Annotated in this window: 22 protein-coding genes and 1 riboswitch; of the genes, 2 read left to right on the top strand and 20 right to left on the bottom strand. The window is 35.3% G+C overall.

Annotation, left to right across the window (positions count from 1 at the left end; all coding sequences use genetic code 11):
• Window positions 1–4: 4 nt before the first annotated feature.
• The 4 genes from thiS to H0I32_RS11055 form a co-directional block, all read right to left on the bottom strand.
• Window positions 5–208, bottom strand: coding sequence for a sulfur carrier protein ThiS (gene thiS / locus H0I32_RS11070; RefSeq protein WP_179313334.1), 204 nt, complete (start codon window positions 206–208; stop codon window positions 5–7).
• Between the two features lie 46 nt (window positions 209–254).
• A riboswitch (TPP riboswitch) is annotated at window positions 255–349 on the bottom strand.
• 208 nt (window positions 350–557) lie between these two features.
• Complete coding sequence (locus tag H0I32_RS11065; protein ID WP_179313335.1) at window positions 558–2,645, bottom strand: thiamine pyrophosphate-dependent enzyme; 2,088 nt, start codon at window positions 2,643–2,645, stop codon at window positions 558–560.
• Between the two features lie 450 nt (window positions 2,646–3,095).
• Window positions 3,096–4,148, bottom strand: a complete 1,053-nt coding sequence (locus tag H0I32_RS11060; protein WP_173586554.1) for a branched-chain amino acid aminotransferase — start codon at window positions 4,146–4,148, stop codon at window positions 3,096–3,098.
• 126 nt (window positions 4,149–4,274) lie between these two features.
• Window positions 4,275–5,570 (bottom strand): dihydrolipoamide acetyltransferase family protein, encoded by a 1,296-nt coding sequence (locus tag H0I32_RS11055; protein WP_246293594.1) that lies wholly within the window; start codon window positions 5,568–5,570, stop codon window positions 4,275–4,277.
• Window positions 5,571–5,744: 174 nt separating this feature from the next.
• Between H0I32_RS11055 and H0I32_RS11050 the strand changes: the two genes are divergently transcribed.
• On the top strand, window positions 5,745–6,227 hold the full coding sequence (locus tag H0I32_RS11050) for an Lrp/AsnC family transcriptional regulator (RefSeq protein WP_179313336.1): 483 nt from the start codon (window positions 5,745–5,747) through the stop codon (window positions 6,225–6,227).
• 67 nt (window positions 6,228–6,294) lie between these two features.
• Here H0I32_RS11050 and H0I32_RS11045 read toward each other — a convergent pair whose 3' ends face one another.
• From H0I32_RS11045 to H0I32_RS10975, 15 genes are all read right to left on the bottom strand, one after another.
• Entirely contained in the window at window positions 6,295–6,891 is a 597-nt protein-coding gene (locus tag H0I32_RS11045) for a transferase hexapeptide repeat family protein (protein WP_179313337.1), read from the bottom strand.
• A 109-nt stretch (window positions 6,892–7,000) separates the two neighbouring features.
• Window positions 7,001–7,753 carry an enoyl-CoA hydratase/isomerase family protein gene (locus tag H0I32_RS11040; RefSeq protein WP_179313338.1) on the bottom strand — a complete coding sequence of 251 codons (753 nt, stop codon included), beginning with the start codon at window positions 7,751–7,753 and terminating at the stop codon, window positions 7,001–7,003.
• 67 nt (window positions 7,754–7,820) lie between these two features.
• On the bottom strand, window positions 7,821–10,322 hold the full coding sequence (paaZ, locus tag H0I32_RS11035; protein ID WP_179313339.1) for a phenylacetic acid degradation bifunctional protein PaaZ: 2,502 nt from the start codon (window positions 10,320–10,322) through the stop codon (window positions 7,821–7,823).
• Between the two features lie 430 nt (window positions 10,323–10,752).
• Entirely contained in the window at window positions 10,753–11,964 is a 1,212-nt protein-coding gene (gene pcaF, locus H0I32_RS11030) for a 3-oxoadipyl-CoA thiolase (RefSeq protein ID WP_179313340.1), read from the bottom strand.
• A gap of 334 nt (window positions 11,965–12,298) precedes the next feature.
• Window positions 12,299–13,162 carry a neutral zinc metallopeptidase gene (locus H0I32_RS11025; protein ID WP_173586547.1) on the bottom strand — a complete coding sequence of 288 codons (864 nt, stop codon included), beginning with the start codon at window positions 13,160–13,162 and terminating at the stop codon, window positions 12,299–12,301.
• Between the two features lie 20 nt (window positions 13,163–13,182).
• Entirely contained in the window at window positions 13,183–13,587 is a 405-nt protein-coding gene (locus tag H0I32_RS11020) for a hotdog fold thioesterase (RefSeq protein ID WP_173586546.1), read from the bottom strand.
• Between the two features lie 118 nt (window positions 13,588–13,705).
• The gene (locus tag H0I32_RS11015) at window positions 13,706–14,893 is read right to left on the bottom strand and encodes a 3-hydroxyacyl-CoA dehydrogenase NAD-binding domain-containing protein (RefSeq protein WP_173586545.1); all 1,188 of its coding nucleotides are present in this window, start codon (window positions 14,891–14,893) and stop codon (window positions 13,706–13,708) included.
• Between the two features lie 93 nt (window positions 14,894–14,986).
• The gene (locus H0I32_RS11010; RefSeq protein WP_173586544.1) at window positions 14,987–15,922 is read right to left on the bottom strand and encodes a pyridoxal-phosphate dependent enzyme; all 936 of its coding nucleotides are present in this window, start codon (window positions 15,920–15,922) and stop codon (window positions 14,987–14,989) included.
• A 39-nt stretch (window positions 15,923–15,961) separates the two neighbouring features.
• Complete coding sequence (locus H0I32_RS11005) at window positions 15,962–16,744, bottom strand: enoyl-CoA hydratase-related protein (RefSeq protein WP_179313341.1); 783 nt, start codon at window positions 16,742–16,744, stop codon at window positions 15,962–15,964.
• Between the two features lie 110 nt (window positions 16,745–16,854).
• Window positions 16,855–17,352, bottom strand: coding sequence for a 1,2-phenylacetyl-CoA epoxidase subunit PaaD (gene paaD, locus H0I32_RS11000; RefSeq protein WP_179313342.1), 498 nt, complete (start codon window positions 17,350–17,352; stop codon window positions 16,855–16,857).
• 154 nt (window positions 17,353–17,506) lie between these two features.
• On the bottom strand, window positions 17,507–18,259 hold the full coding sequence (gene paaC / locus H0I32_RS10995; RefSeq protein WP_179313343.1) for a 1,2-phenylacetyl-CoA epoxidase subunit PaaC: 753 nt from the start codon (window positions 18,257–18,259) through the stop codon (window positions 17,507–17,509).
• 167 nt (window positions 18,260–18,426) lie between these two features.
• On the bottom strand, window positions 18,427–18,717 hold the full coding sequence (paaB, locus tag H0I32_RS10990) for a 1,2-phenylacetyl-CoA epoxidase subunit PaaB (RefSeq protein ID WP_218747070.1): 291 nt from the start codon (window positions 18,715–18,717) through the stop codon (window positions 18,427–18,429).
• Window positions 18,718–18,814: 97 nt separating this feature from the next.
• A complete protein-coding gene (gene paaA, locus H0I32_RS10985; protein ID WP_179313345.1) occupies window positions 18,815–19,771 on the bottom strand; it encodes a 1,2-phenylacetyl-CoA epoxidase subunit PaaA in 957 nt (318 codons plus the stop codon).
• A 96-nt stretch (window positions 19,772–19,867) separates the two neighbouring features.
• Window positions 19,868–20,941, bottom strand: coding sequence for an FAD-binding oxidoreductase (locus H0I32_RS10980; protein WP_179313346.1), 1,074 nt, complete (start codon window positions 20,939–20,941; stop codon window positions 19,868–19,870).
• A gap of 62 nt (window positions 20,942–21,003) precedes the next feature.
• Window positions 21,004–21,579 (bottom strand): TetR/AcrR family transcriptional regulator, encoded by a 576-nt coding sequence (locus H0I32_RS10975; RefSeq protein WP_179313347.1) that lies wholly within the window; start codon window positions 21,577–21,579, stop codon window positions 21,004–21,006.
• Between the two features lie 113 nt (window positions 21,580–21,692).
• On the opposite strand from H0I32_RS10975, the gene H0I32_RS10970 reads away from it, so the two are divergent.
• Window positions 21,693–22,001: a rhodanese-like domain-containing protein gene (locus tag H0I32_RS10970; RefSeq protein WP_179313348.1), complete on the top strand. Its 309-nt coding sequence runs from the start codon at window positions 21,693–21,695 to the stop codon at window positions 21,999–22,001.
• Window positions 22,002–22,004: 3 nt separating this feature from the next.
• Here H0I32_RS10970 and H0I32_RS10965 read toward each other — a convergent pair whose 3' ends face one another.
• The gene (locus H0I32_RS10965) at window positions 22,005–22,628 is read right to left on the bottom strand and encodes a DUF4230 domain-containing protein (RefSeq protein ID WP_179313349.1); all 624 of its coding nucleotides are present in this window, start codon (window positions 22,626–22,628) and stop codon (window positions 22,005–22,007) included.
• Window positions 22,629–22,796: the final 168 nt, after the last annotated feature.

The raw sequence follows: 22,796 nt of genomic DNA, 5'->3' as shown, positions 1-22,796 counted from the left end.
AAAATCATCCTCCTTGAGTAGATTTTATAATTAAAATATCATCATTATTGTGAAGTAATCTTGAAGACCAATCTGTTTTCTTTACCACAGTATTATTTATAGCAATAGCAATGCCGTTTGTTTGAATTTTTAAATTTTCAACAAACTCTTGTAGTGTTATGTTTTCTAAAATGTGGTGATCTTCTTGGTTTACTTTTATAGTAATCATATTTATAAAATATTACTGTAAACCAAAATGGTAGTATTTCGATGTTTTATCGAACATAACTTTTTCCTACGTTGGTATTAACCAAATCAGGTTCTAAGGATGTTTCTCAAACTAATTTAATAGCTACTCCTAAAGTTTACACCTCAAATATAAAAGATTATTTACGACTTCCATACGCTTTTGAATTTATTTTTGAAATCTCTTTTTTTGAAAAAACATATTTTGACTAAAATCTATTTCTATAAAAATGAAGCAAATTGAAGTCATAAAAAAAGGGATTCATAATTGTTTTCCAATTATGAATCCCTTTTATTACACACATAACTATGTGTGTAATACTATTATAAACTTAATAGTTTAGTAGCTTTTCAATCTTAGCTTTTACTTTTTCTGTTGAAGGAATCATGGTTTGCTCTAAAGTAGAATTTAAGGGTATTGCAGGCATATTTTCACTGCCTATGGTCATTACTGGTGCATCTAAATATTTAAAGCATTCTTCTTGAATTTTACCTGATAAGGCTCTTGCAAAACTATTATTTGAAGGCTCTTCTGTTACAACAAGACATTTTCCAGTTTTCTTAACCGATTTCATAATGGTGTCTTCGTCTAAAGGATATAAAGTACGTAAATCAATTACTTCTATCTGATCTTGTATCCCTAATTCTTCCGATGCATTCATTGCCCAATGTACTCCCATTCCGTAAGTCACAATAGTTAATGTTTCTAAATTTTCTTGTTTCCAAATTTCTTGTAAAACCCATGCTTTACCAAAAGGCAATACATAATCTTCACTTGGCTCCACAGACGTTGCACCTTTCGTTCCTGGCACTTTAGACCAATATAAACCTTTGTGTTCTAAAATTACAACTGGATTAGGATCGTAATAAGCCGCTTTCATCAAACCTTTTAAATCTGCTCCATTACTTGGGTAAGCAATTTTAATACCACGAATATTTGTAATTACAGATTCAACTGAAGAGGAATGGTAAGGTCCTCCACTGCCATAAGCTCCAATTGGCACTCTAAGAATCATTGACACTGGCCATTTACCGTTAGATAAATAACAACTTCTACTTACTTCTGTAAATAACTGATTTAAACCAGGCCAAATATAATCGGCAAACTGAACCTCAACAATTGGTTTTAATCCAACTGCACTCATTCCAACGGTTGAACCTACAATAAAAGCTTCTTGAATTGGTGTATTAAACACTCTGTCGTCTCCAAATTTTTGCGCTAATGTTGCTGCTTCTCTAAAAACACCACCAAGTCTTCCACCAACATCTTGTCCGTATAATAAACACTCTTTATGCTTTTTCATCAGTTCTTCGACTGCAAATAAAGCACAATCTACCATCACCACTTTTTCTACACCTTCTGGTGAACGTGTTCCTTTTTCTTCGGTAATTGGTGTTGGTGCAAAATCGTTTGTAAATAAATCTTCAGGTTTTGGGTCTTCAGCTTTCAAGGCTTTTTCAAAATCGGATTGTACATCTGCATAGGCAGAAGCTTCAATTTGCTTCACTTCCTCTACTGAAAATCCTGCATCTAATAATTGTTGTTTTATTACTGGATATGGATCACGAGAACGTGCTTCATCTAAATCGTCTCGATACCATTCCATTCTTACACCTGAAGTATGGTGATTTAACAACGGAACTTTTGCGTGTACTAAAAATGGTCTGCGTTCTGTACGAATAGTTTCTATTACTTTTTCTAAGGCTTCGTAGCTTTCTGTAAAGTTGGCGCCATCTATTGATATCGCGTCTAAACCTTTAAATCCTGCTGCATATTCAAAAGCATTTTGTGCTCTTGTTTCTGCTGCATTAGCACTAATATCCCAACCATTATCTTGTACTAAATATAAGATTGGCATTTGCTTTAAAGCCGCCATTTGAAACGCTTCTGCTATTTCTCCTTCGGTTACTGAGGCATCTCCTAAACTACAAACGGTAATTGGTTTTAGAGCGTTCTCGACTGCGCTCGAACTGACAGGATCTGATTCTAAACTATAATCGTCTAAACCTTGTAATTCTTTATACTGCATGCCCATGGCGACTCCCGTAGCTGGAATGGTTTGCATTCCGGTTGCGGAAGATTGATGTGGAATTTTAGGCTTATCGTCATCCTTTAAACTAGGATGTGAATAATAGGTTCTTCCTCCAGAAAATGGATCGTCTTTTTTAGCTAACAATTGCAACATTAAATCGTAAGGTTCTAAACCAAAAGATAGTAACATGGCATCGTCTCTGTAATATGGAAATGCATAATCTTGAGGTAATAATTGTAGTCCTAAAGCGATTTGAATGGCTTCATGTCCACGAGATGTTGCATGTACGTATTTTGAAACTTGTTTAAAATTAGCTTCGTATAATTCTGCCATTGCTTTTGCTGTGCAGAGTTTTGAAAATCCTTTTTCTAGTGTTTCTTTTTTCATCTTGAATCGTTCTGTCATTGTGAGGACGAAGGACGTGGTAATCTCTTGTTGAGATGTTTCTCTTTCGCTTTGAATGACATTAATTTATGTTTAATTATTACTCAGAGTTTCATTGAGTTTTCGCAGAGATTCTATGAGATTCCTCGCTTTCGCTCTGAATGATATTATATTTATACTACCTACTTCGAAATGGATTCCTGCCCTCACAGGAATGACAAAACGTTAGGTCAGTTCGAGTGAAATTGCTTTTTCTGCAATTTTGTATCGAGAACTTTTATTGCTTCTCGATACAACTTGCTAATGCTTCACAAATCACTCGAAGTGACACTATTGCTTATTGCACGGTAATTTCTGCGTTAGCGATTGAACGGTCTGTTTGAGCTCCTTTTTGTTTTTCTCAAAAAGAGCGAGTAGTGAAAGCGCGACCCTTGTGGTAACGCCCAAATGACTCTAAGCCTTAATCATCCATCCAAATTTATCTTCAACCTTTCCTGTTTTTATAGCGTTTAAGGTGTTATTTACTTCTAAACCAACCGGACTTTCGTCGGAAACATGAATAACATCATCACCAACCCCAATGTCTTGAATGTAAGCAATACCAACGGCTGTACCAGTTCCGAATGCTTCTTCTAAGGTTTTATTTTTTGAAGCCTCTTGCACCTCATCAATTGTGATGGCACGCTCTATAACGTCGTAACCTTTATCTTTTAAAATAGCGATAACACTCATTCTAGTAATACCATCTAAAATAGAACCATCGCGTTTTGGCGTGATGAATTTACCTTCGATTTTAAAGAAAATATTCATGGTTCCTACTTCCTGAATATATTTATGTTCTACTGCGTCTAGCCACAATACTTGATCGTAACCTTTAGCTTTTGCTAACTCTGTTGGACGAATAGCTGCCGCGTAATTACCTGCTGCTTTTGCCTCTCCTGTTCCTCCTGCTGCTGCACGTATGTACTGTTTTTCGGCCCACAATTTAATACGGTTACTAAAAAATGGTCCTGCTGGAGATGCCATGATTATAAACTTATAATGATTTGCTGCCCGCATACCAATAAATGGCTCGTCGGCATACATGAATGGCCTTAAGTATAGTGCGCTTCCGTCTGCTGGAGGAATCCAACTGCGTTCGATATCTACTAATTGTTTTAAACCTTCTACGAATAAATCTTCTGGAAAATTAGGCATTCCCATTCGGTCTGCACTTGTATTTAATCGTGCTGCATTTTTATCTACTCTAAACAACATTGGGTTTCCATTTGCATCTACAGTTGCTTTCATGCCTTCGAAAATGGCTTGTCCGTAATGTAAAGCCATTGCTGCTGGATGTGTAGGAATCATTCCCATTGGGATTATTCTTGGGTTTACCCATGTGCCATTGTTATAATCACAAATAAACATGTGATCTGTGAATGTTGTGCCTAATGGTATGTTATTGAAGTCTAAAGCATCTACTTTAGATTTTTCTACTTTTGTTATTGAAATGTTAGGTTTCATAATTTTATTTTTTTTCGTCAGTTCGAGTCAAATTGCTTTTTTGCAATTTTGTATCGAGAACCTCTGAAAGCTTCTCGATACGATTCCGATAAAAAAATCAGAATCATTCGAAGTGACGTACGTTTTTTATATTTCTCTATTGATATCGAATTGTTCGAAATAATCTGCTACTCTTTTTACAAAGCTTCCGCCTAAAAAGCCATCAACTACTCTGTGGTCAAAAGACAGTGATAAATACATCATGCTTCTAATTGCAATTTCATCACCTTTTTCGGTAGTAATAACTTCTGGTCTTTTTTTGATGATTCCTAAAGCTAAAATGGCAACTTCGGGTTGATTGATAATTGGTGTTCCCATGACACTTCCAAAAGTTCCTACGTTAGAAATTGTGAAGGTGCTGCCTTTTATATCGTCTCCTGCTAGTTTGTTTTCTCTAGCTTTTCCTGCTAATTCGTTTACGTTACTAGCAATCTCTTTTAAATTTTTAGTATCTGCATTTTTTACTACAGGTACTATTAAGTTTCCACTTGGTAATGCTGTTGCCATACCAATATTAATATCTTCTTTTACAATAATGTTATTACCATCGACAGAAGCATTAATATTCGGAAAATCTTTTACTGCTTTCGCTACCGCTTCTACAAATAATGGCGTGAAGGTTAAACGTTCTCCGTGCTTTTGTTGAAAAGCTACTTTGTTTGCATTTCTCCAGTTCACCATGTTTGTCATGTCTGCTTCTACATAAGCAGTAACATGTGGTGATGTGTGTTTTGAGTATACCATATGATCGGCAATCATCTGACGCATACGGTCCATTTCGATGACTTTTCCTTTGCCTTTATCGAAATTTAATTGTGGAATTCTATATGCTGTTGGATCTTTCTCTGCAGCTGGTTGTGCGAACTTAAATGGTCTACCATCTTCTATATATTGAAACACATCGCTTTTACGAAGCCTCCCTTCGTGACCTGTTGCAGGAATTCGTGCTAATTCTTCAAAACTGATGTGATGTTCTTTTGCTATTGAAATGATTAATGGCGAAAAGAATGTGTTTGAATTTGATGTTGAAAATGAAGTTGAAGCTTGTTGAACTTGTTTTGGTCTTTTTGGTACTTTTTCCTTCTTTTGAGACGTCTCGACTGCGCTCGACGAGACATTACCTTGCTTTAAAGGTTGTACGTCTTCTGAAACTTCAAGAATTGCCATAACTTCTCCAACAGGAACTACATCTTTAGCTTGAAACATCGTTTTTACTAAAGTTCCTGAAGCTGGTGCAGGCACTTCATTATCGACTTTATCTGTTGCTACCTCAAGAATAATATCTCCTTTTTCAAATGTATCTCCTTGAGCAACTAACCAGTTGATTATAGTTCCTTCAGTAATACTTTCGCCCATTTTAGGCATTTTTAATTCAAAAGTCATCAAGCTGTTATAGTTTAGGATTATAAGAATTAAAGATAATGTATATCGCATTACACAATTGTTAAAATCTTTTAATTTACCATTAAAAAGGATATTATTCTTTAATTAAACGATAGTTAAGATTATTTAACTTATAATACTTAAATTTACCGTTTTAAAGCAACTTATTTCCTCATGCCACATACACTCGATAAAATAGACACACAACTACTCACTATACTTCAAAAAAACAGCAATCGTACGACAAAGAGTATTGCTGAAGAACTCGGCATGAGCACTTCACCAATATTTGAACGCATCAGAAAATTGGAAAAGGAAGGTTATATTGAAAAATATGTGGCTGTTTTAAACAATAAGAAAATAGGCTTAAAGCTCACCGTTTTTATTGGGATCACCTTGCAAGGTCATACGAGAAGTTATTTAGAAAAATTTGTAAAGGAAATTAACAATTTTCCTGAAGTTGTAGAATGCCATCGCGTCAGTGGAAACTTTGATTATTTACTGAAGCTTGTTGTTGAAGATATTGAAGCTTATGAAACCTTTATTATTTCAAAATTAACGCTACTTCCTTATTTAGGGAATGTACAAAGTTTGATTGCTTTGTCTACGAGTAAAGAGACTAATGAGATTGATTTGAGTCGGGTTTTAGAATTTTAATTAATAGAATACTTCTCGATATAATTCCGATAAAAATCGGAATCACTCGAAGTGACGTTACCTTACTTTACTTTTTAAAAGTCTCTCGAAGTGTTTTATAAACATCATCTTGTACTTTCATGTTTTCTGGTACTTCTCGAAGTGGTTCAACTTCTTTTAAACTTTCGTGACAATCCGCAGGTAATTGTTGGTATAATTGTGTGCCTTTTGTTTTCCAAGCAATCATTTCGTCTGTAATTCCTCTTATTATTTTTGCAGGATTCCCAACCACTAAACTTCGGTATGGAATTTTAGTTTCAGCTTTTACAAAAGACATGGCTCCGATAATACATTCATCACCAATCTCAGCATCGTCCATGATTACTGTATTCATTCCAATTAGGCAATTTTTACCCAAATTAGCACCATGAATTATCGCTCCATGTCCCACATGTGCGCTTTCTTTTAAGGTGATTGATTTCCCAGGAAACATGTGAACCGTACAATTCTCTTGTACGTTTACACCATCTTCTAAAATAATTTGTCCCCAATCCCCACGAATAGCGGCTCCTGGACCAATGTAACAGTTTTTACCGATGATAACATTTCCTGTAACTGCAGCTAATGGGTGAACAAAACTTGATTCGTGTACGACTGGTGTGTAACCTTTGAATTTGTAAATCATATATTATTGAACATTGTTATTTAGAGTAAAAGCGAAGAATCTCACAATGGGATTGCCATACTTCGACTACGCTCAGCACAAGCTTAAACTTCGGTCTCATAATGACAGATTATTTAAATCCTTTTAATTTTTCTTTTGTAAAGTTACTTAATACTAACCTACCACTAGTTGCTGCACGTTCTGCTAACAAGTTATCCCAATCATCAGTTCCTTGCCAGAATACTTTTTTCATTTCTTGCATCGCTTCCGTGTTATAAGTACATAAATGTTCGGCTGTTGTTTTAACTGCTTCATCTAATGCCTCTGTACTTTCAAAAACATGCGTATATAATCCTTTTTGTCTTGCGAATTCTGGTGAATAAAATGTGTTAGCATCAATCGCGATTTGCGACATTGCGCTTACTCCCATTTTACGCTCAATTGCTGGTCCAACCACAAATGGCCCAATACCAATATTTAATTCACTCAATTTAATGGCAGCGAATTTTGTTGCCATACAATAATCGGTTGCAGCTGCTAGTCCAACACCGCCACCAACGGTTTTACCTTGTACACGTCCGATAATAAACTTCGGACATTTACGCATGGCGTTAATTACGTTTGCAAATCCTGAAAAAAATACTTTTCCTGTTACTGCATCGTTGATGTTTATTAACTCTTCAAAGCTTGCTCCAGCACAAAAAGTTCTTTCTCCTCCACTTTTAAGGACGATTACTTTAATAGCATCGTTTGTTCCTGCATCAGTTATTGTTTGTGCTAGTTTTGCTAAGATATCTCCTGGTAGTGAATTGTGAGCAGGATGAAAAAATTCTATGTATCCTACTTCGTTTTCTGTTTTTATTTTTACGTATGCTTCTGACATGTTTGCTGTATTACTTATGTAATAGACCTGCTAGGTTTTAGAAACCTGCAAGGTCTTACATTGCTATTTATATTAATCCGAATTGTTCGAAATGATGATTCAAGTGTTTTCTCTCTAACAAATATCCTTCATATTTATTTAATTCTCCAAAAACTAAATTCTTTAATTTCGCTTCAGGATTTTCTTTGTAATACTCTAAATATTTCTCTCTTTGTTCTTTGAATTTTTCGATTGCAGTTTCTAAATCTGGATGTTTTAAACTATCTAATTTATCTTTTTCTAAATGAGGAAACTGTGATTTCAGCGGGAATTTATCATAATTCCATAAACTATGATGTACTTTTTCTAGAATCTTTTCTGGTGTCGCTATTTCAAAATCTTGAATTTCTCCTGAAGCAATTTTATAAGTATATTCTAAATGCTCAATCATATGCTGAGGTGTCATAATTCCCCATTTTGGCTTAGCATCTTCTTTTAATGCGTAAAGACAATCGTTAATTTTATCATCAGTCATTTCAGTTAAAACTTCTTGCTTTTTCTGAACCATAGTTAAGACTGTTGCGAATGCTACTTTCTCATCGGTATTAGCATCAAAAATTTCTGCATACCATTTTACAATTCCGCTTGGATGCTCTGCAGAAGCCACATCTCTATCTATTTTTTGCTTACACGTTAAGCGTACGTAAATGGTATCGTTGTGATATAACGGTCTTAAAAACCTGCATTCTTCTAGTCCGTAATTTGCTGAAACTGGTCCTTTATTTGGGTAGACGAATAATCCTGCCGCAGCTGAAATAATAAAATAACCATGCGCTGTTCTTTGTTCGAAAATACTTCCGTCTAAAGATGTAATATCTGTATGTGCATAGAAATGATCCCAAGTAACATTTGCAAAATTAATAATGTCTGTATCTGTAAATGTACGTCTGTGGGTTTTCATTGACATTCCTGGTTGAATATCTTCCCAATGGTATTTAAATGGATGTTGTGGAGCTTCCTTATATTTTGCGTTTTGCTGGTAAATACCAGTGATTTCTGTAATTGTTGTTGGTGAACCTTGAATTGCTGTACGCTGTAAGTAATGTTTAATACCTCGCATTCCTCCCATTTCTTCTCCTCCTCCAGCACGACCTGGACCTCCATGCACTAAGTATGGCATTGGCGAACCATGACCTGTACTTTCTTTTGCCATGTCTCGATTAACTACCATAATACGACCATGATGACTTGCGGCATTTATAACATACTCTTTAGCAATTTTATCATCATTAGTAGCAATAGAAGAAACCAACGAACCTTTCCCCATTTGTGCTAAAGTAATGGCTTCGTCTAAATTTTTATACGGCATTATTGTACTTACTGGACCAAATGCTTCACGTTCGTGAATGATTGTATTTTCAAAAGGATGATCAGAACGTAATAAAATAGGACTAATAAAAGCACCTTTTTTAGCATCTGCTCCAATGGTATTTATTTCATCTAAACTTCCATAAACAATTTGTGCTTCTTTAGATAAATCATTTACTGAATCTCTAACTGCTTGCACTTGTTGATGGCTTACCAAAGATCCCATTCTCACTTCTTTTAGCCTTGGATCTCCAATAGTGACTTTATCTAATTGTTTAGATAATGCAGTTTGCACATCTTCCACTAAATTTTGCGGAACAATAATTCTACGTATTGCAGTACATTTTTGTCCTGCTTTAACTGTCATTTCTTTTCTAACCTCTTTAATGAACAAATCGAATTCTGGTGTTCCCGGAACTGCGTCTTCTCCTAAAATCGAAGCGTTTAAAGAATCGGCTTCCATCGTAAATGGCACAGATTCTTGAATTAATTGCGGATGCGCTTTTAATAAGCGTCCTACTTTTGCAGAACCCGTAAAAGTGACAACATCTTGAGATTCTACCGTATCCAAAATGGTTTTCACCGTTCCGTTTATAATTTGTAATGCGCCTTCGGGTAAAATACCTGAAGCTATTATTTCTTTTGCTACAGCTTCGGCTAAATAAGAAGTTGAAGGTGCTGGTAAAACCACAGCAGGAACTCCTGCCATCCAGTTTACGGCACATTTCTCTAACATTCCCCAAACTGGGAAGTTAAATGCATTAATATGGACTGCAACTCCTTTTTTAGGTACCATAATATGATGCGCCATAAAACGTCCGCCACGAGATAAATCAATAGCATCCCCTTCTACGTGATATGGTTGGTTTGGAAACAGTTTTCTAAGGGAAGCATTAGCGAATAAGTTTCCGAAACCTCCTTCGATGTCAATCCAGCTATCTACTTTAGTTGCTCCTGTTCTGTAACTTAAATCGTAAAACGATTTTTTTCTTTTAGTAAGGTATAATGCTAATTTTTTGAGCATGTTTCCACGTTCTTGGAAAGTCATTTTACGAAGAACTTCTCCTCCTTTGGTTCTTCCGTAGTTAAGAATTTCTGGAATGTCTAATCCTTCTATAGCAATGCTTGTAAAAGCTTCTCCTGTTACTGCATCTAGAATTGGTGTTCCTTCTTTTTTACCTGTTGTCCATTGACCTTGAACGTAGTGTTGAATTTTATTCATATCAAATGCCTGCGCAGGCAGGTATCTTATTAATTATTACTTTTTCTCTGGCGTTACCTACAAGTCAGGCTTTCCGTTATATCTTTTTTACTTGTTCTCGATACAAAATTGCAAAAAAGCAATTTCACTCGAACTGACGTAAAAAAGGATGCCACTTCAATTGTGAAACACTCACGAATTCCTATTTAATAAAATAGAATAAATGAGTAATCCTTAACGCACTTACTTGCTATGCTTTTTTCTTAACCAAAGTATATTTCCTTTTTGTTAAGAGATTCCTGCTTTCGCAGAAATGACAAATCTTTAATTAACCAATAACCTTAGTTGGTATGCGCGTTAGCGATTGAGGCATTTGTTGAAGCTCTTTTTTGTTCTTCTCAAAAAAAGCGACTGCCGAAAGCGCGACCCTTGTGGTAACGCCCAAATTATTTTACAAATTCACATTTTCGATAATTGCAGCATACCCTTGTCCGACTCCAATACACATGGTAATTAACGCATATTTTTTGTTCTGTTCCTGCAACTCTAAAGCTGCTGAATACGCAACTCTCGCGCCTGTTACACCAAGCGGATGACCAATAGCTATGGCACCTCCATTTGGATTGATTCTTGGGTCGTTATCTGCAAGTCCCCAAGCACGAATACACGCTAAAGCTTGTGCTGCAAAGGCTTCGTTAAGCTCAATAATATCCATATCACCCATGGTTAATCCCGCTTTTTCTAAAGCTTTATTGGAAGCTTGCACAGGACCAATGCCCATAATTCTAGGTTCGACACCAACCACTGCAGAACTCACGATTCTTGCTAATGGTTTTAAATTGTATTTTTTTACTGCGTCTTCTGATGCAATAATGGTTGCCGCTGCTCCGTCGTTTAATCCTGAAGAGTTTCCTGCGGTTACGCTTCCGCCTTCTTTTTTAAAGGCTGCTCTTAGTTTTCCTAAAACTTCTAAAGATGATGTTGGTTTTATGAACTCATCTTTTGAAAATTGAATGGGATCTTTTTTACGTTGTGGAATTTCTACAGTAACTATTTCTTTTGCTAGTCGACCATTTTCTTGTGCTTTGGTTGCTTTTTGCTGGCTCCAAAGCGCGAATTTATCTTGGTCTTCGCGAGAGATATTATATTTCTCGACTAGGTTTTCGGCAGTCATTCCCATGCCATCTGTACCGTATAATTTTTGCATTTTAGGGTTGATAAAACGCCATCCGAAAGTGGAATCGTACATTTTAGAATCACCTCCAAATGCGGTTGATGGTTTTGCCATTACGTATGGTCCTCGCGTCATGTTCTCGACGCCTCCTGAAATAAAAACGTCTCCATCTCCTGCTTTTATAGCTCTGTTTGCGTGAATGATTGCGGATAATCCTGAGCTACATAAACGGTTTACGGTTTCACCAGGAACTGTGAATGGTAATCCTGCTAAAAGTGATGACATACGTGCTACATTACGATTGTCTTCTCCTGCTTGATTGGCGCATCCCATGATAACATCGTCGTAAGCTTCCTTAGGAATGTTTGGATTACGTTTTACGATTTCTGAAATTACAATTGCTCCTAAATCGTCTGTTCTCACAGCAGATAATGTGCCTTTGTAATTTCCTATTGGTGTTCTGATTCCGTCTATTATGTATGCTTCCATGTTTGAAATTGAAATTGAAATTGAAGTCGAAAATAGAAGCTTCTATTTCAAATTAATATTATTTTTTTGGCGTTCCCTAAAGGTCGGGCTTTCCGTTATATCTTTTTTTCTTGTTCTCGATACAAAATTGCAGAAAAAGCAATTTCACTCGAACTGACGTAAAAAAGGATGCCACTTCAATTGTGAAACACTCACGAATTCCTATTTAATAAAATAGAATAAATGAGTAATCCCTAACCCACTTACTTGTTACTTTTATTACTAATCAAATTTTATTTTTTATTTGCTAAGAAATTCGCTTCGGTAGACCTAAAGGTTTGTGCTATTCATGTATTTAATTTATAAGTGCAGCAAACGTATCTCCGTTTCTAATATCGCCTGTATTATAACCTTTCATAAACCACTCCATACGCTGTTCTGATGTCCCATGAGTGAAACTATCTGTGTTTACACTTCCTGTACTTCTTTTTTGTATAGCATCGTCTCCTACAGCATTGGCAGCACTCATCGCTTCCTCAATGTCTCCCGCTTGTAAATATTGTTTATTATGATGCGTCCAAACCCCTGCATAAAAATCGGCTTGCAACTCTTGTGCTACAGATAATTTATTAGCTCCGGTTTGATTGGTTTGACTTTGCAGTTGTCTTACTTTGTTAGAAGTTCCTAATAAAGTCTGAATGTGATGTCCTACTTCATGTGCTGTTACATAGGCAATTGCAAAATCACCTCCTTTAGCTCCGAAACGTGTTTTTAGTTCATCGAAGAAAGCTAAATCCATATATAATTTTTGATCTCCAGGACAATAAAACGGACCAGAAGCAGAAGTTGCACTTCCACATGCAGTATTAACAGCATCTGTGAATAATACCATTTTTGGCTCTTTATAATTACCGAGATTGTATTCTGAAAAAATTTGATTCCAAACATCTTCCGTATCTGCTAAAACGGTAGCCATAAAATTACCCATTTCAACTTCTTGACTCGTTAGATCTCTTTGTTCCACTTGCTGTGTTGAGGTTTGACTATTTGCTACCTGCTCTATAATTGGCGCTAATTGTTGCCCTGTTTCACCTCCAAAAAGTTGCAATAAAATTACAACTACGGCAATAACTCCACCACCAGCTGCTACTTTACCTTTAGTTCCCATGCCGCGTTTGTCTTCAAGATTCCCGCTTTGTCGTCTACCTTTCCATTTCATAATTTTATATTTTTACTATTTTACTCCCAATCTTTTTGTGTTCTGTAAGCAACACCTTTAAAAAGTGCTACTAACTCATTTCCTCTTTTGACTTCGATAATATTAAAACCTAATCTATTTTTCACATTTTCAATAACAGATTCTGCGGTAATATAATCGCCTTCTTCTAATGCTTCAATATGATTAATACTGGTTTCTATAGAAACTGCATATTTACCATGTGTGTTTGCTGCAAATCCGAAAGCTGTATCTGCTAAAGAATAACTAATTCCTCCATGCGCTTTACCCATACTGTTTAGCATTTCTTTTCTAATAGTCATTGCTACTTTGCAACGTCCTAGTTCACTTTCTAGAATTTCTATTCCTAGCCACGTGCTGTAGGCATCTTGTGATAGCATTTTATGTGGAATTTGTTCTGGTTTCATATTTATTATTTCGTCACTTCGAGTGATTCCGATTTTTCATCGGAATTGTATCGAGAAGCCTCACTTGTTCTCGATATAAAATTGCAGAAAAAGCAATTTCACTCGAACTGACGTTATATTAAAAAAACGTTTTATTTTCTTTATTCATGTTACGTAATAATGGACTACAACGGTATCTATCTTCGTGATATTCGTTATATAATTCGTCCATTTTTTGCACACACCAATCGATTCCTTTTTCGTCTGCCCAGGCTAATAATCCTTTTGGATAATTAACTCCTTTTGTCATGGCAATATCTATATCTTCTGCCGATGCGATGTTTAAAAATAAGGCATCTGCGGCTTCGTTGATTAGCATAACTAAAACACGATTAAAAATTTGATTTTTCAAAGACTCTTCGTCTTCATAAGTTTCAAAAGTCTTTGTGTTTGCGTGATTTGCCTCAATTATTTTGCCGCTTTTATCATAATCATAAAAACCTTTTCCAGATTTACGTCCTAAGTAACCTGCTTCAGCAAAACGTTTTTGAGTAAATGAAGGCTTATATCTTGGGTCGAAATAGAAGGCGGTAAATACGGTTTCGGTTACGGTGTAATTGACATCGTTTCCTATGAAATCCATTAATTCAAATGGTCCCATTCTGAAATCACCTAAAGATTTTAGACTATGATCAATGGTTGCAAAGTCTGCTAACCCTTCTTCGTATATTCTTAAGGCTTCACCATAAAATGGTCTTGCGACTCTGTTGACTATAAACCCTGGCGTGTCTTTGGCAACTGCTACTATTTTTTTCCAATCGGAAATTGTTTGAATCGCTTTTTCAAGTACTGCTTTAGATGTTTGAATGGCTGGAATGACCTCAACCAACTTCATTAAAGGTGCTGGATTGAAAAAGTGAATACCTACACAACGCTCTGGTTTATTAAGTGATGCTGCAATTGATGCTATTGATAAACTTGACGTATTTGATGCAATAATACAATCGTCAGACACATAAGTTTCTAATTCTGAAAATACTTTTTTCTTGATATCTAGGTTTTCAATAATCGCTTCGATAGTTAGATTAGAATCTGCTAAATCTATTAATGTATCTACATAAGAAATATTAGATTCTATTCTCTTTTTTTCAGCAGTATCTATTCTTCCTTTTTCAATTAAACGATTCAATATTTTTTCTAATGAAGCTTTTGCTTTATCTAAAGCTCCTTGATTGGTGTCGTACAATTTTACTTGACAACCAGAAGTTGCTGCTACTTGTGCAATGCCGCTTCCCATGGTTCCTGAACCTATAATTCCTATGTTCATGTTTTTACTTTTATTGTGGATTCCTGCCTACGCAGGAATGACAAATTATTTTTTTTATTGATACCCTTCGACTGCGCTCAGGGTGACAGTTATCTAAAATGGCAGATTTTTCACATCTACATTACCACCAGAAATAATAATTCCGATGTTTTTAGTTGCAAATTCTTCTTTGTTATTTAATACAGCTGCAAAAGCTACTGCACTTGATGGTTCTACAATAATCTTCATACGTTCCCAAATCAACTGCATGGCATTGATAATTTCCTCTTCCTCTACACATATTATTTTCTCTACATGTTTTTGAATAATTGGAAAATTACGATCGCCTAAATTTGTTCGAAGTCCATCTGCAATGGTATTAAAACTTAGATTCGTTTCTATTTGACCCGAAATTAATGATCGATATGCATCATCAACAGCTTTAGGCTCGGCACCAATTACATTACATTTTTCAGAGAAATAATGTGTTGCCAAAGCAGTTCCTGCAATAAGACCTCCTCCACCAACAGGTGCTAGGATAATATCTAAATCTGGTTGCTCTTCTAATAATTCAATTGCTGCTGTACTATTACCATAAATAACCTCATCTTGATTAGATGGGTGTAAAAATGATGTTCCCTTTTCCTCTTTAACTTTATTAGCTGTTGCTTCTCTTGCTTGAGGTGTCGATTCACATTCTATGATTTCACCCTCATAAGTTTTAACTGCATCTTTTTTGACTTGTGGTGCATTTTCTGGCATTACAATGTATGCCTTCACATGTAACTTTTGAGCTGCTAATGAAACTGCTTGGGCAAAATTACCTGAGGAATGTGTTACCACACCACGTTCTCTTTCCGCATCAGAAAGTGAAAGAATTGCATTTGCTGCTCCTCGCATTTTAAAGGCTCCCATTTTTTGAAAGTTCTCACATTTGAAAAATAGATTACAGCCTGCCTCTTTATTTAGCAATTCTGAGGTTAGCACTGGTGTTTGGTGAATAAAAGGTTTTATTCGGTTGTGCGCTTCTATGAGTGTTTGTTTATTCATCCTATAATAGATTCCTGCCTTCGCAGGAATGACAAAACTTTAGTTTCCTTTAAAATTTGGTTGACGTTTTTCTATAAATGCAGCCACTCCTTCTTTGTAATCTTCACTTTGTGCGGCTTCAATTTGTAACTTAGACTCCAACGCTAATTGAGATTCTAAATCGTTGGTCATCGATTTATTGAATAATTCTTTAATCATACCTAATGCTTTGGTTGGCATTTTTGCCAGTTTCAAAGCTAACTTATTGACATCTTCTTCAAAACTTTCTAATGGAATCATTTTATAAATCATTCCCATTTTCTCTGCTTCTTCTGCTGAAATTTTATCGCCTAACATGGCTAATGCTAATGCTTTTTGAAATCCGATTAATCTTGGTAAAAAGAATGTTCCGGCACTATCTGGAACCAGACCTATTAAACTAAACGCTTGAATGAAACTTACTTTTTCATGAGCAACAACAATATCACAAGCCAAAGCTATATTTGCTCCTGCTCCTGCTGCAACACCATTTACTGCTGCTATAACTGGTTTTTTAATCGCACGAATTCTTGTAATTATGGGATTGTAATGCTCTTCTAATATTTTTTTGAATCCAGGATTTAAATCTGGATCCGTCACTTCTTTTAAATCTTGTCCTGCACAAAATGCTTTTCCATTTCCAGTAAGAACAATTGCTCTAACCTCATCATTTGTTTCACAAGCATCTAAAGTATCGTGAAGCAAAAATGCCATTTCACGGTTAAAACTGTTGAATACTTCTGGTCTGTTTAGCGTGATGTATGCTATTTTATTTTCTATTTTTAAAAGTATGCTTTTATTCATATGTTTTTCTTTTATTGTGGATTCCTGCCTTCGCAGGAATGACAAAAATTTTATATGTTCTCGATACTAAATTGTTAAAAAGCAATTTCACTCGAACTGACATCAAATTTCTATTTTAAGCACTTGAAGTAATCAAATGGCTCTTGGCAATCGTCACACTGAAATTGTGCTTTGCATGCTGTGGAACCAAACTGACTTACTAATCTTGTGTTTTGTGAACCACAATTGGTGCACTTCACTATCCTTTTATCATTAAGCAATACATCTTTATCTGCTTCTGCGTTTAAAGGTGCTGCTATGCCATAATCTTCTAATGCTTTTCTTCCTCTTGGTGTAATCCAATCGGTGGTCCAAGCTGGTGCAAGAATTAATTCTATTTCTGAATCGTATCCTGCCACTTTTAATGCGGCTTTAATATCGTCTCCAATAACATCCATCGCTGGACAACCACTATACGTTGGTGTAATTTCTACTTTTACAATATTATTTTCTATGACTGCAGTACGTACCACTCCCATATCCATGATAGATAATACTGGGATTTCAGGATCTGAAACTTGTTCCAGAATTGGAATTAAGATTTGGTCTATGTTTTGTTCTGTTGTCATATTCATTTTCCGTGAAAACGGGAATTTTGTTTTATTGCTTCTCGATACAATTCCGATAAAAAAAATCGGAATCACTCGAAGTGACATTTTGTTTTAATTTTTGAGATTAGCTTCGCTGAACCAAAATATTTATCTGCCTTCTGAGGAATTTGTGTTACCATTCCATATTAGGATACGCACGTTGCATATATTGAAGCTCTGCTAATAAATACCCTAAATGTTCGGTGTGAATGCCTTCTTTCCCTCCTTTTTGAAACCATTTTGATTCTGGAATTTCGAGTGTTGCTTCTTCTAAAATTTCATTTACTTTTTTATAATAGGTCTCTTTCAGTTTTGTAACATCAACACCAATTCCTTCTGCAACCATTGCTTTATCTGCTTCAGTTTGATGGAATAATTCGTCTGTATAGGTCCATAAACCATCAATAGCATCTTGCATTTTTGCTTTACTTACTTCTGTTCCATCTCCTAAACGTTTTATCCAATCACTAGAAAAACGCTCGTGATAACTTACCTCTTTTATAGATTTTGTTGCAATAACTGATAAAGTTAAATCTTTACTTTTTTCTAATTCCTGTAAAAACAATAAATGATATACATCGAATAAAAACTGACGTGCCATGCTATATGCAAAATCTCTGTTAGGTTGTTCAACCAATAATACATTTACATATTCTCGTTCTTTACGAAGCATTGCTATATCATCTTCAGTTCTCTTATCTCCTGCAATTTTTGCTGCATATTGAAAATAGCTTCGCACTTGTCCGAATAAATCTAATGAGATATTGGTGCAGGCAATATCTGTTTCTAGGCTTGGACCGTGACCTGTGAGCTCTCCTAGTCTTTGGCCTAGGATCAGACTGTTGTCTGCGATTCCTAATATATAGTGGTATAGGTTTTGTTTCATTTTAAGTGCCCATGAAAATGGGTATCTATTTAATTACTTCTCGATACGATTTGCTCGTTCCTCACAAATCACTCGAAGTGACGTTCTTATTAATAATGAGATTCTTCACTTTGCTCTGAATGAGATTTAGATTCTCTTAATGAGATTCCTGCATTTGCAGGAATTTGTTACATATGTTTTACTTCATCTGGTAAATCATAAAATGTTGGGTGACGATAAACCTTGTCTTGTGCTGGCTCGAACATTTCACCATTGTGTTCTGGATTTGATGCTGTGATATTTACAGATTCTACCACCCAAATACTCACACCTTCGTTTCGTCTTGTATATACATCTCTTGCATTTTCTAAAGCCATTTCTGCATCTGCGGCATGAAGACTTCCAAAATGACGATGTTCTAATCCGTTTTTACTTCTTACGAAGATTTCCCAAAGTGGCCAGTTTTTTTTGTTTGACATAATAAATATGTTTTGTTTCATCTTGTTCTCGATATAATTTTCTTTGATTTCGACTGCGCTCAATCTGACAGAAAATCACTCGAACTGACGATGAAATTTAAATTGCTTGTTTTTGTTTTCTTGCTTGTTTCTTTTCGGCATAAGCCATGGCAGCATCTCTAACCCATTCGCCTTCTTCCCAAGCATCTACTCTTGCTTTCATGCGTTCTTTATTCATTGGTCCATGACCTTTGACTACCTGCCAGAACTCGTCCCAATCAATAGCTCCAAAATCGTAGCTTTGACGTTCGTCGTTCCATTTTAAATCTGGATCAGGAATGGTAAGTCCGATTAATTCGGCTTGAGGAACCGTTTGATCTATAAATTGCTGACGTAAATCGTCATTGGATTTACGTTTTAATTTCCATTTCATGGATTGTTCTGTATGAATAGATTCTGCATCTGTAGGACCTAACATCATTAAACTTGGCCACCACCAACGATTTAAAGCATCTTGTGCTAATTCTTTTTGTTCTGGTGTTCCGTTTGCCAACTTCATCATGATTTCAAAACCTTGACGTTGATGAAAACTTTCTTCTTTACACACACGAACCATTGCTCTTGCGTATGGTCCATAAGAAGTGTTACATAATGGCACTTGATTGATAATTGCAGCGCCATCGACTAACCAACCTACAGCTCCCATATCTGCCCAAGTTACTGTTGGGTAATTAAAGATGGAAGAGTATTTTGCTTTACCTGAATGCAATTGATCGTATAACTCATCGCGAGAAATCCCTAAGGTTTCACAAGCGGAATACAAATATAAACCGTGACCAGCTTCATCTTGAACTTTAGCTAAAAGTGCTACTTTTCGTCGCAAAGAAGGTGCTCTTGTAATCCAATTTCCTTCGGGAAGCATCCCTACAATTTCGGAATGTGCGTGTTGCGACATTTGCCTAATATGCGTTTTACGGTATTTTTCTGGCATCCAATCTTTTGGTTCGATTTTCTCGTCTCTTGCGATACGTGCTTCGAATTGTACTTCTAGATTTTTTATTTGTTCTTCACTCATCTTGTTTGTTGTTAGTGAATTGTTATTAGTTTATAGTGGATTCCTATTTACACAGGAATGACAAATTATAGAGATATTTTTCTACAAAAGGATTTATTATACATCAAAATCTACAATTACCTTTTCTGTTGTTGGTACTGCTTGGCAACTTAAGACTAGGTTTTGTGAGACTTCTTTATCGCTTAATGCGTAATTTATTTTCATTTCGACTGCGCCTTCTTTCACTTCGCATTTGCAGGTGCTACAAACACCACCTTTGCAGGCGAATGGCAAATCTGCTCCTGCGCCTAAGGCTGCGTCGAGGATATTATCGTATTCTTTAGTCATGGTGAAGGTGAATTCTTTTCCCCCATCGACGATAACCACTTCGGTTCCTTCTACATTTTGTTTTGCTAGACGTTCTGCTCGCTTAATGTCTTCATCTGAAAGTCCGGTTACAAACAACTCAGAATGTATCAGTTCTTTTGGTAATCCTTTATTTATTAAATACGCGCTTACGTAGTTTACCATTTTTTCTGGACCACATAAAAATACTTCACTTGTATCTGGAATATCGATAAACGTATTGGTAAGAATCTTCATCTTTTCATCATCGAATCTTCCGTTTAATAATTCAATATCTCTACGTTCTTTGGTTAAGAAATAATAAATTTCAAATCTTCCGAAATAAGTGTTTCTTAATTGTTCTAGTTCTTCTTTAAAGGTAATGGATTTTGCGGTTTTATTAACGTAAAATAATTTACATGTAGAATTTGGTTCTGCTTGCAAATGTGCTTTAACCATAGACAAAACTGGTGTAATGCCACTTCCTGCTGCGAAAAACAAGTAGTTTTTGGGATTTGATGCGTTGACTTCTACACCAAATGTACCGCTTGGTGCCATCACTTCTAATTGGTCACCCGTTTTTAGCGTTTCGTTTATATAAGTTGAGAATTTCCCACCAGGAATGAGCTTTACAGCAACTTTCCATTGACTATCTAATGGACTTGAACAAAGTGAATACGAACGACGCACATCTTCTCCGTTAATATCTGCTTTTAATGTTAAATGCTGACCTTGACGAAATTTGAATGTACTATGTAATTCTGAAGGAACTTCAAAGGTTATAACAGAAGTATCTTCGGTTTCTTTGTATATATCTTGAATTTTAAGCTTATAAAACTGTGCCATATGTATTTTTAAAATACTAAACTAACACTTGTTAGTTTACTTGACAAAGTTAGTAAATAAATTTAAATCTGTTTTATGACACCTTTTATGAGAATTTCGTTGAGGTCATTGGTAAGTTCATTAAGGTGAATTGCTTCTTTTTTAGGAATCCATAAATAAAGCGAACGTAAGGTTGTTAAGATTGAAAACATCATTACATCTGGTTTTATGTCTGAAATTTCACCAGCTTTTATACCTTCAATAAGAATATTTCTGAAATCATTTTCGTAATCGCTACGCAACTTTTTGTAGTAGTTTAATCGAGCTTCTAGATGCATCCAATCGTGATTTAAAGCAGCCATACCATAAATATTAGTGCTAGATACTTCTACATGTAACGCTATAATTTCTTTTAACTTTTCGATACAAGTAGCATTGCTTTCTCGAACAGAAGACATGCCTTCTGTAAATTGTTCTGCAATAGAAATGATAATACTTTCTAATATATCTTGTTTAGAATTGATATGATTGTAAAGGCTTGCCGCTTTTATATCCATGGCAGTTGCCAAATCTCGCATGGTGACCGCACTGTAACCTTTTTCTTTGAAGAGTTTAGCAGCTACTCTAATAATTTCTTGTTGACGTGTCTCTGGTTTCATAGTGAGGTAAAACACTAAATTTACAAGATTTTTAAGTAGAACGCAATTATAATGTAACTTTGGTTACGAATGGTTTTATAAACTTTTCGGAAATTTGTTCAAAAATAAATACAATGGGAATATTTGATGCTTTATTTGGAAAATCGACTAATAACGTTGCTGAATACCTAGAAAAAGGGGCTGTTATTTTAGATGTTAGAACACCTAGTGAATACCAAGGTGGACATATAAAAAATGCGATTCACATTCCGGTTCAAGAACTAGGAAACAGAATTAACGAGATTAAAAGACTAAACAAACCTGTAATTGCCCATTGTGCTAGTGGCATGCGCTCTGCAAATGCTGCAAGTATTTTAAAATCTAATGGAATTGATGCCATAAATGGTGGCGGAATGGCAAGCTTACAACGAAAATTGGCTTAGATTTTAATCTAATATATTTTTAAGATTATTAAGTTCTCCTAATTCTAAAATTGGACTTTGGTTATATTCTAAAGTCCAACCAAGAGAATTAGTTAACATAAAGAATTTAGACAATTCGCTAATCAATCGGTTTTGCGCATTAGATTTTAGCTCTGATGCTTCAACTTTTTTCATTAGCGACTTTTTTACGGTCGTTTTTATACTATTGTAATCTTTGGCTTCAAATGGGTTGAGGTAATCTGCTTGCATATCATAATACTCGAAATCCGGACTTATTTTAATCTCTTCTTTAGGAATATTTAAGATTTTAAGTGTTTTAGTTTCTTCATCAATTTGGTATTCAATTTCACTTAAATCGTATCCAATCGTTACATCTGCATTGACAATAACTATGGCTTTTTTTTCAGCAGAAATTAAATCTCCAAAAACATCTTTAGAATTTTTATAAGTGAACACTTCACTAAAATGCCCTTCGGTAACAACGAGTTTACCAACGTTTTTAATTTGTTCTTGAATTAAAGCTGTACTCTCTTTAAGTACAATTTTATCTTCTTGTTTATCACTACAATATTTAAAGGTGAATAGTACAACTAATGTAATTATGACACCAAATAAGATTTTTCGCATAAGCTAATTTAAAAAATTAGAAGCTAAAACACCTTTAATCTTCAATATTTAAATCTTCTTTATTTGCTATACATCGTATCTTAGAGTAAATCAGCTAGAAAAAGGGTTACTTATCCTAAAAACAAGGAAATTAATTATCAATTTCATAAATTATACTATAAACTAATA

This window comes from Winogradskyella sp. HaHa_3_26 (assembly GCF_019278425.1).
Taxonomy (GTDB): Bacteria; Bacteroidota; Bacteroidia; order Flavobacteriales; family Flavobacteriaceae; genus Winogradskyella; species Winogradskyella undariae.
The sequence above is the reverse complement of the archived record's forward strand: the minus strand, read 5'-3'. Positions and strand labels throughout refer to the sequence as shown.

Excerpts from the sequence above, each read along its gene's own strand:
- thiS (WP_179313334.1), bottom strand. The coding sequence starts at position 208 with ATGATTACTATAAAAGTAAACCAAGAAGATCACCACATTTTAGAAAAC.
- H0I32_RS11065 (WP_179313335.1), bottom strand. The coding sequence starts at position 2,645 with ATGAAAAAAGAAACACTAGAAAAAGGATTTTCAAAACTCTGCACAGCA.
- H0I32_RS11060 (WP_173586554.1), bottom strand. The coding sequence starts at position 4,148 with ATGAAACCTAACATTTCAATAACAAAAGTAGAAAAATCTAAAGTAGAT.
- H0I32_RS11055 (WP_246293594.1), bottom strand. The coding sequence starts at position 5,570 with ATGACTTTTGAATTAAAAATGCCTAAAATGGGCGAAAGTATTACTGAA.
- H0I32_RS11050 (WP_179313336.1), top strand. The coding sequence starts at position 5,745 with ATGCCACATACACTCGATAAAATAGACACACAACTACTCACTATACTT.
- H0I32_RS11045 (WP_179313337.1), bottom strand. The coding sequence starts at position 6,891 with ATGATTTACAAATTCAAAGGTTACACACCAGTCGTACACGAATCAAGT.
- H0I32_RS11040 (WP_179313338.1), bottom strand. The coding sequence starts at position 7,753 with ATGTCAGAAGCATACGTAAAAATAAAAACAGAAAACGAAGTAGGATAC.
- paaZ (WP_179313339.1), bottom strand. The coding sequence starts at position 10,322 with ATGAATAAAATTCAACACTACGTTCAAGGTCAATGGACAACAGGTAAA.
- pcaF (WP_179313340.1), bottom strand. The coding sequence starts at position 11,964 with ATGGAAGCATACATAATAGACGGAATCAGAACACCAATAGGAAATTAC.
- H0I32_RS11025 (WP_173586547.1), bottom strand. The coding sequence starts at position 13,162 with ATGAAATGGAAAGGTAGACGACAAAGCGGGAATCTTGAAGACAAACGC.
- H0I32_RS11020 (WP_173586546.1), bottom strand. The coding sequence starts at position 13,587 with ATGAAACCAGAACAAATTCCACATAAAATGCTATCACAAGATGCCTAC.
- H0I32_RS11015 (WP_173586545.1), bottom strand. The coding sequence starts at position 14,893 with ATGAACATAGGAATTATAGGTTCAGGAACCATGGGAAGCGGCATTGCA.
- H0I32_RS11010 (WP_173586544.1), bottom strand. The coding sequence starts at position 15,922 with ATGAATAAACAAACACTCATAGAAGCGCACAACCGAATAAAACCTTTT.
- H0I32_RS11005 (WP_179313341.1), bottom strand. The coding sequence starts at position 16,744 with ATGAATAAAAGCATACTTTTAAAAATAGAAAATAAAATAGCATACATC.
- paaD (WP_179313342.1), bottom strand. The coding sequence starts at position 17,352 with ATGACAACAGAACAAAACATAGACCAAATCTTAATTCCAATTCTGGAA.
- paaC (WP_179313343.1), bottom strand. The coding sequence starts at position 18,259 with ATGAAACAAAACCTATACCACTATATATTAGGAATCGCAGACAACAGT.
- paaB (WP_218747070.1), bottom strand. The coding sequence starts at position 18,717 with ATGTCAAACAAAAAAAACTGGCCACTTTGGGAAATCTTCGTAAGAAGT.
- paaA (WP_179313345.1), bottom strand. The coding sequence starts at position 19,771 with ATGAGTGAAGAACAAATAAAAAATCTAGAAGTACAATTCGAAGCACGT.
- H0I32_RS10980 (WP_179313346.1), bottom strand. The coding sequence starts at position 20,941 with ATGGCACAGTTTTATAAGCTTAAAATTCAAGATATATACAAAGAAACC.
- H0I32_RS10975 (WP_179313347.1), bottom strand. The coding sequence starts at position 21,579 with ATGAAACCAGAGACACGTCAACAAGAAATTATTAGAGTAGCTGCTAAA.
- H0I32_RS10970 (WP_179313348.1), top strand. The coding sequence starts at position 21,693 with ATGGGAATATTTGATGCTTTATTTGGAAAATCGACTAATAACGTTGCT.
- H0I32_RS10965 (WP_179313349.1), bottom strand. The coding sequence starts at position 22,628 with ATGCGAAAAATCTTATTTGGTGTCATAATTACATTAGTTGTACTATTC.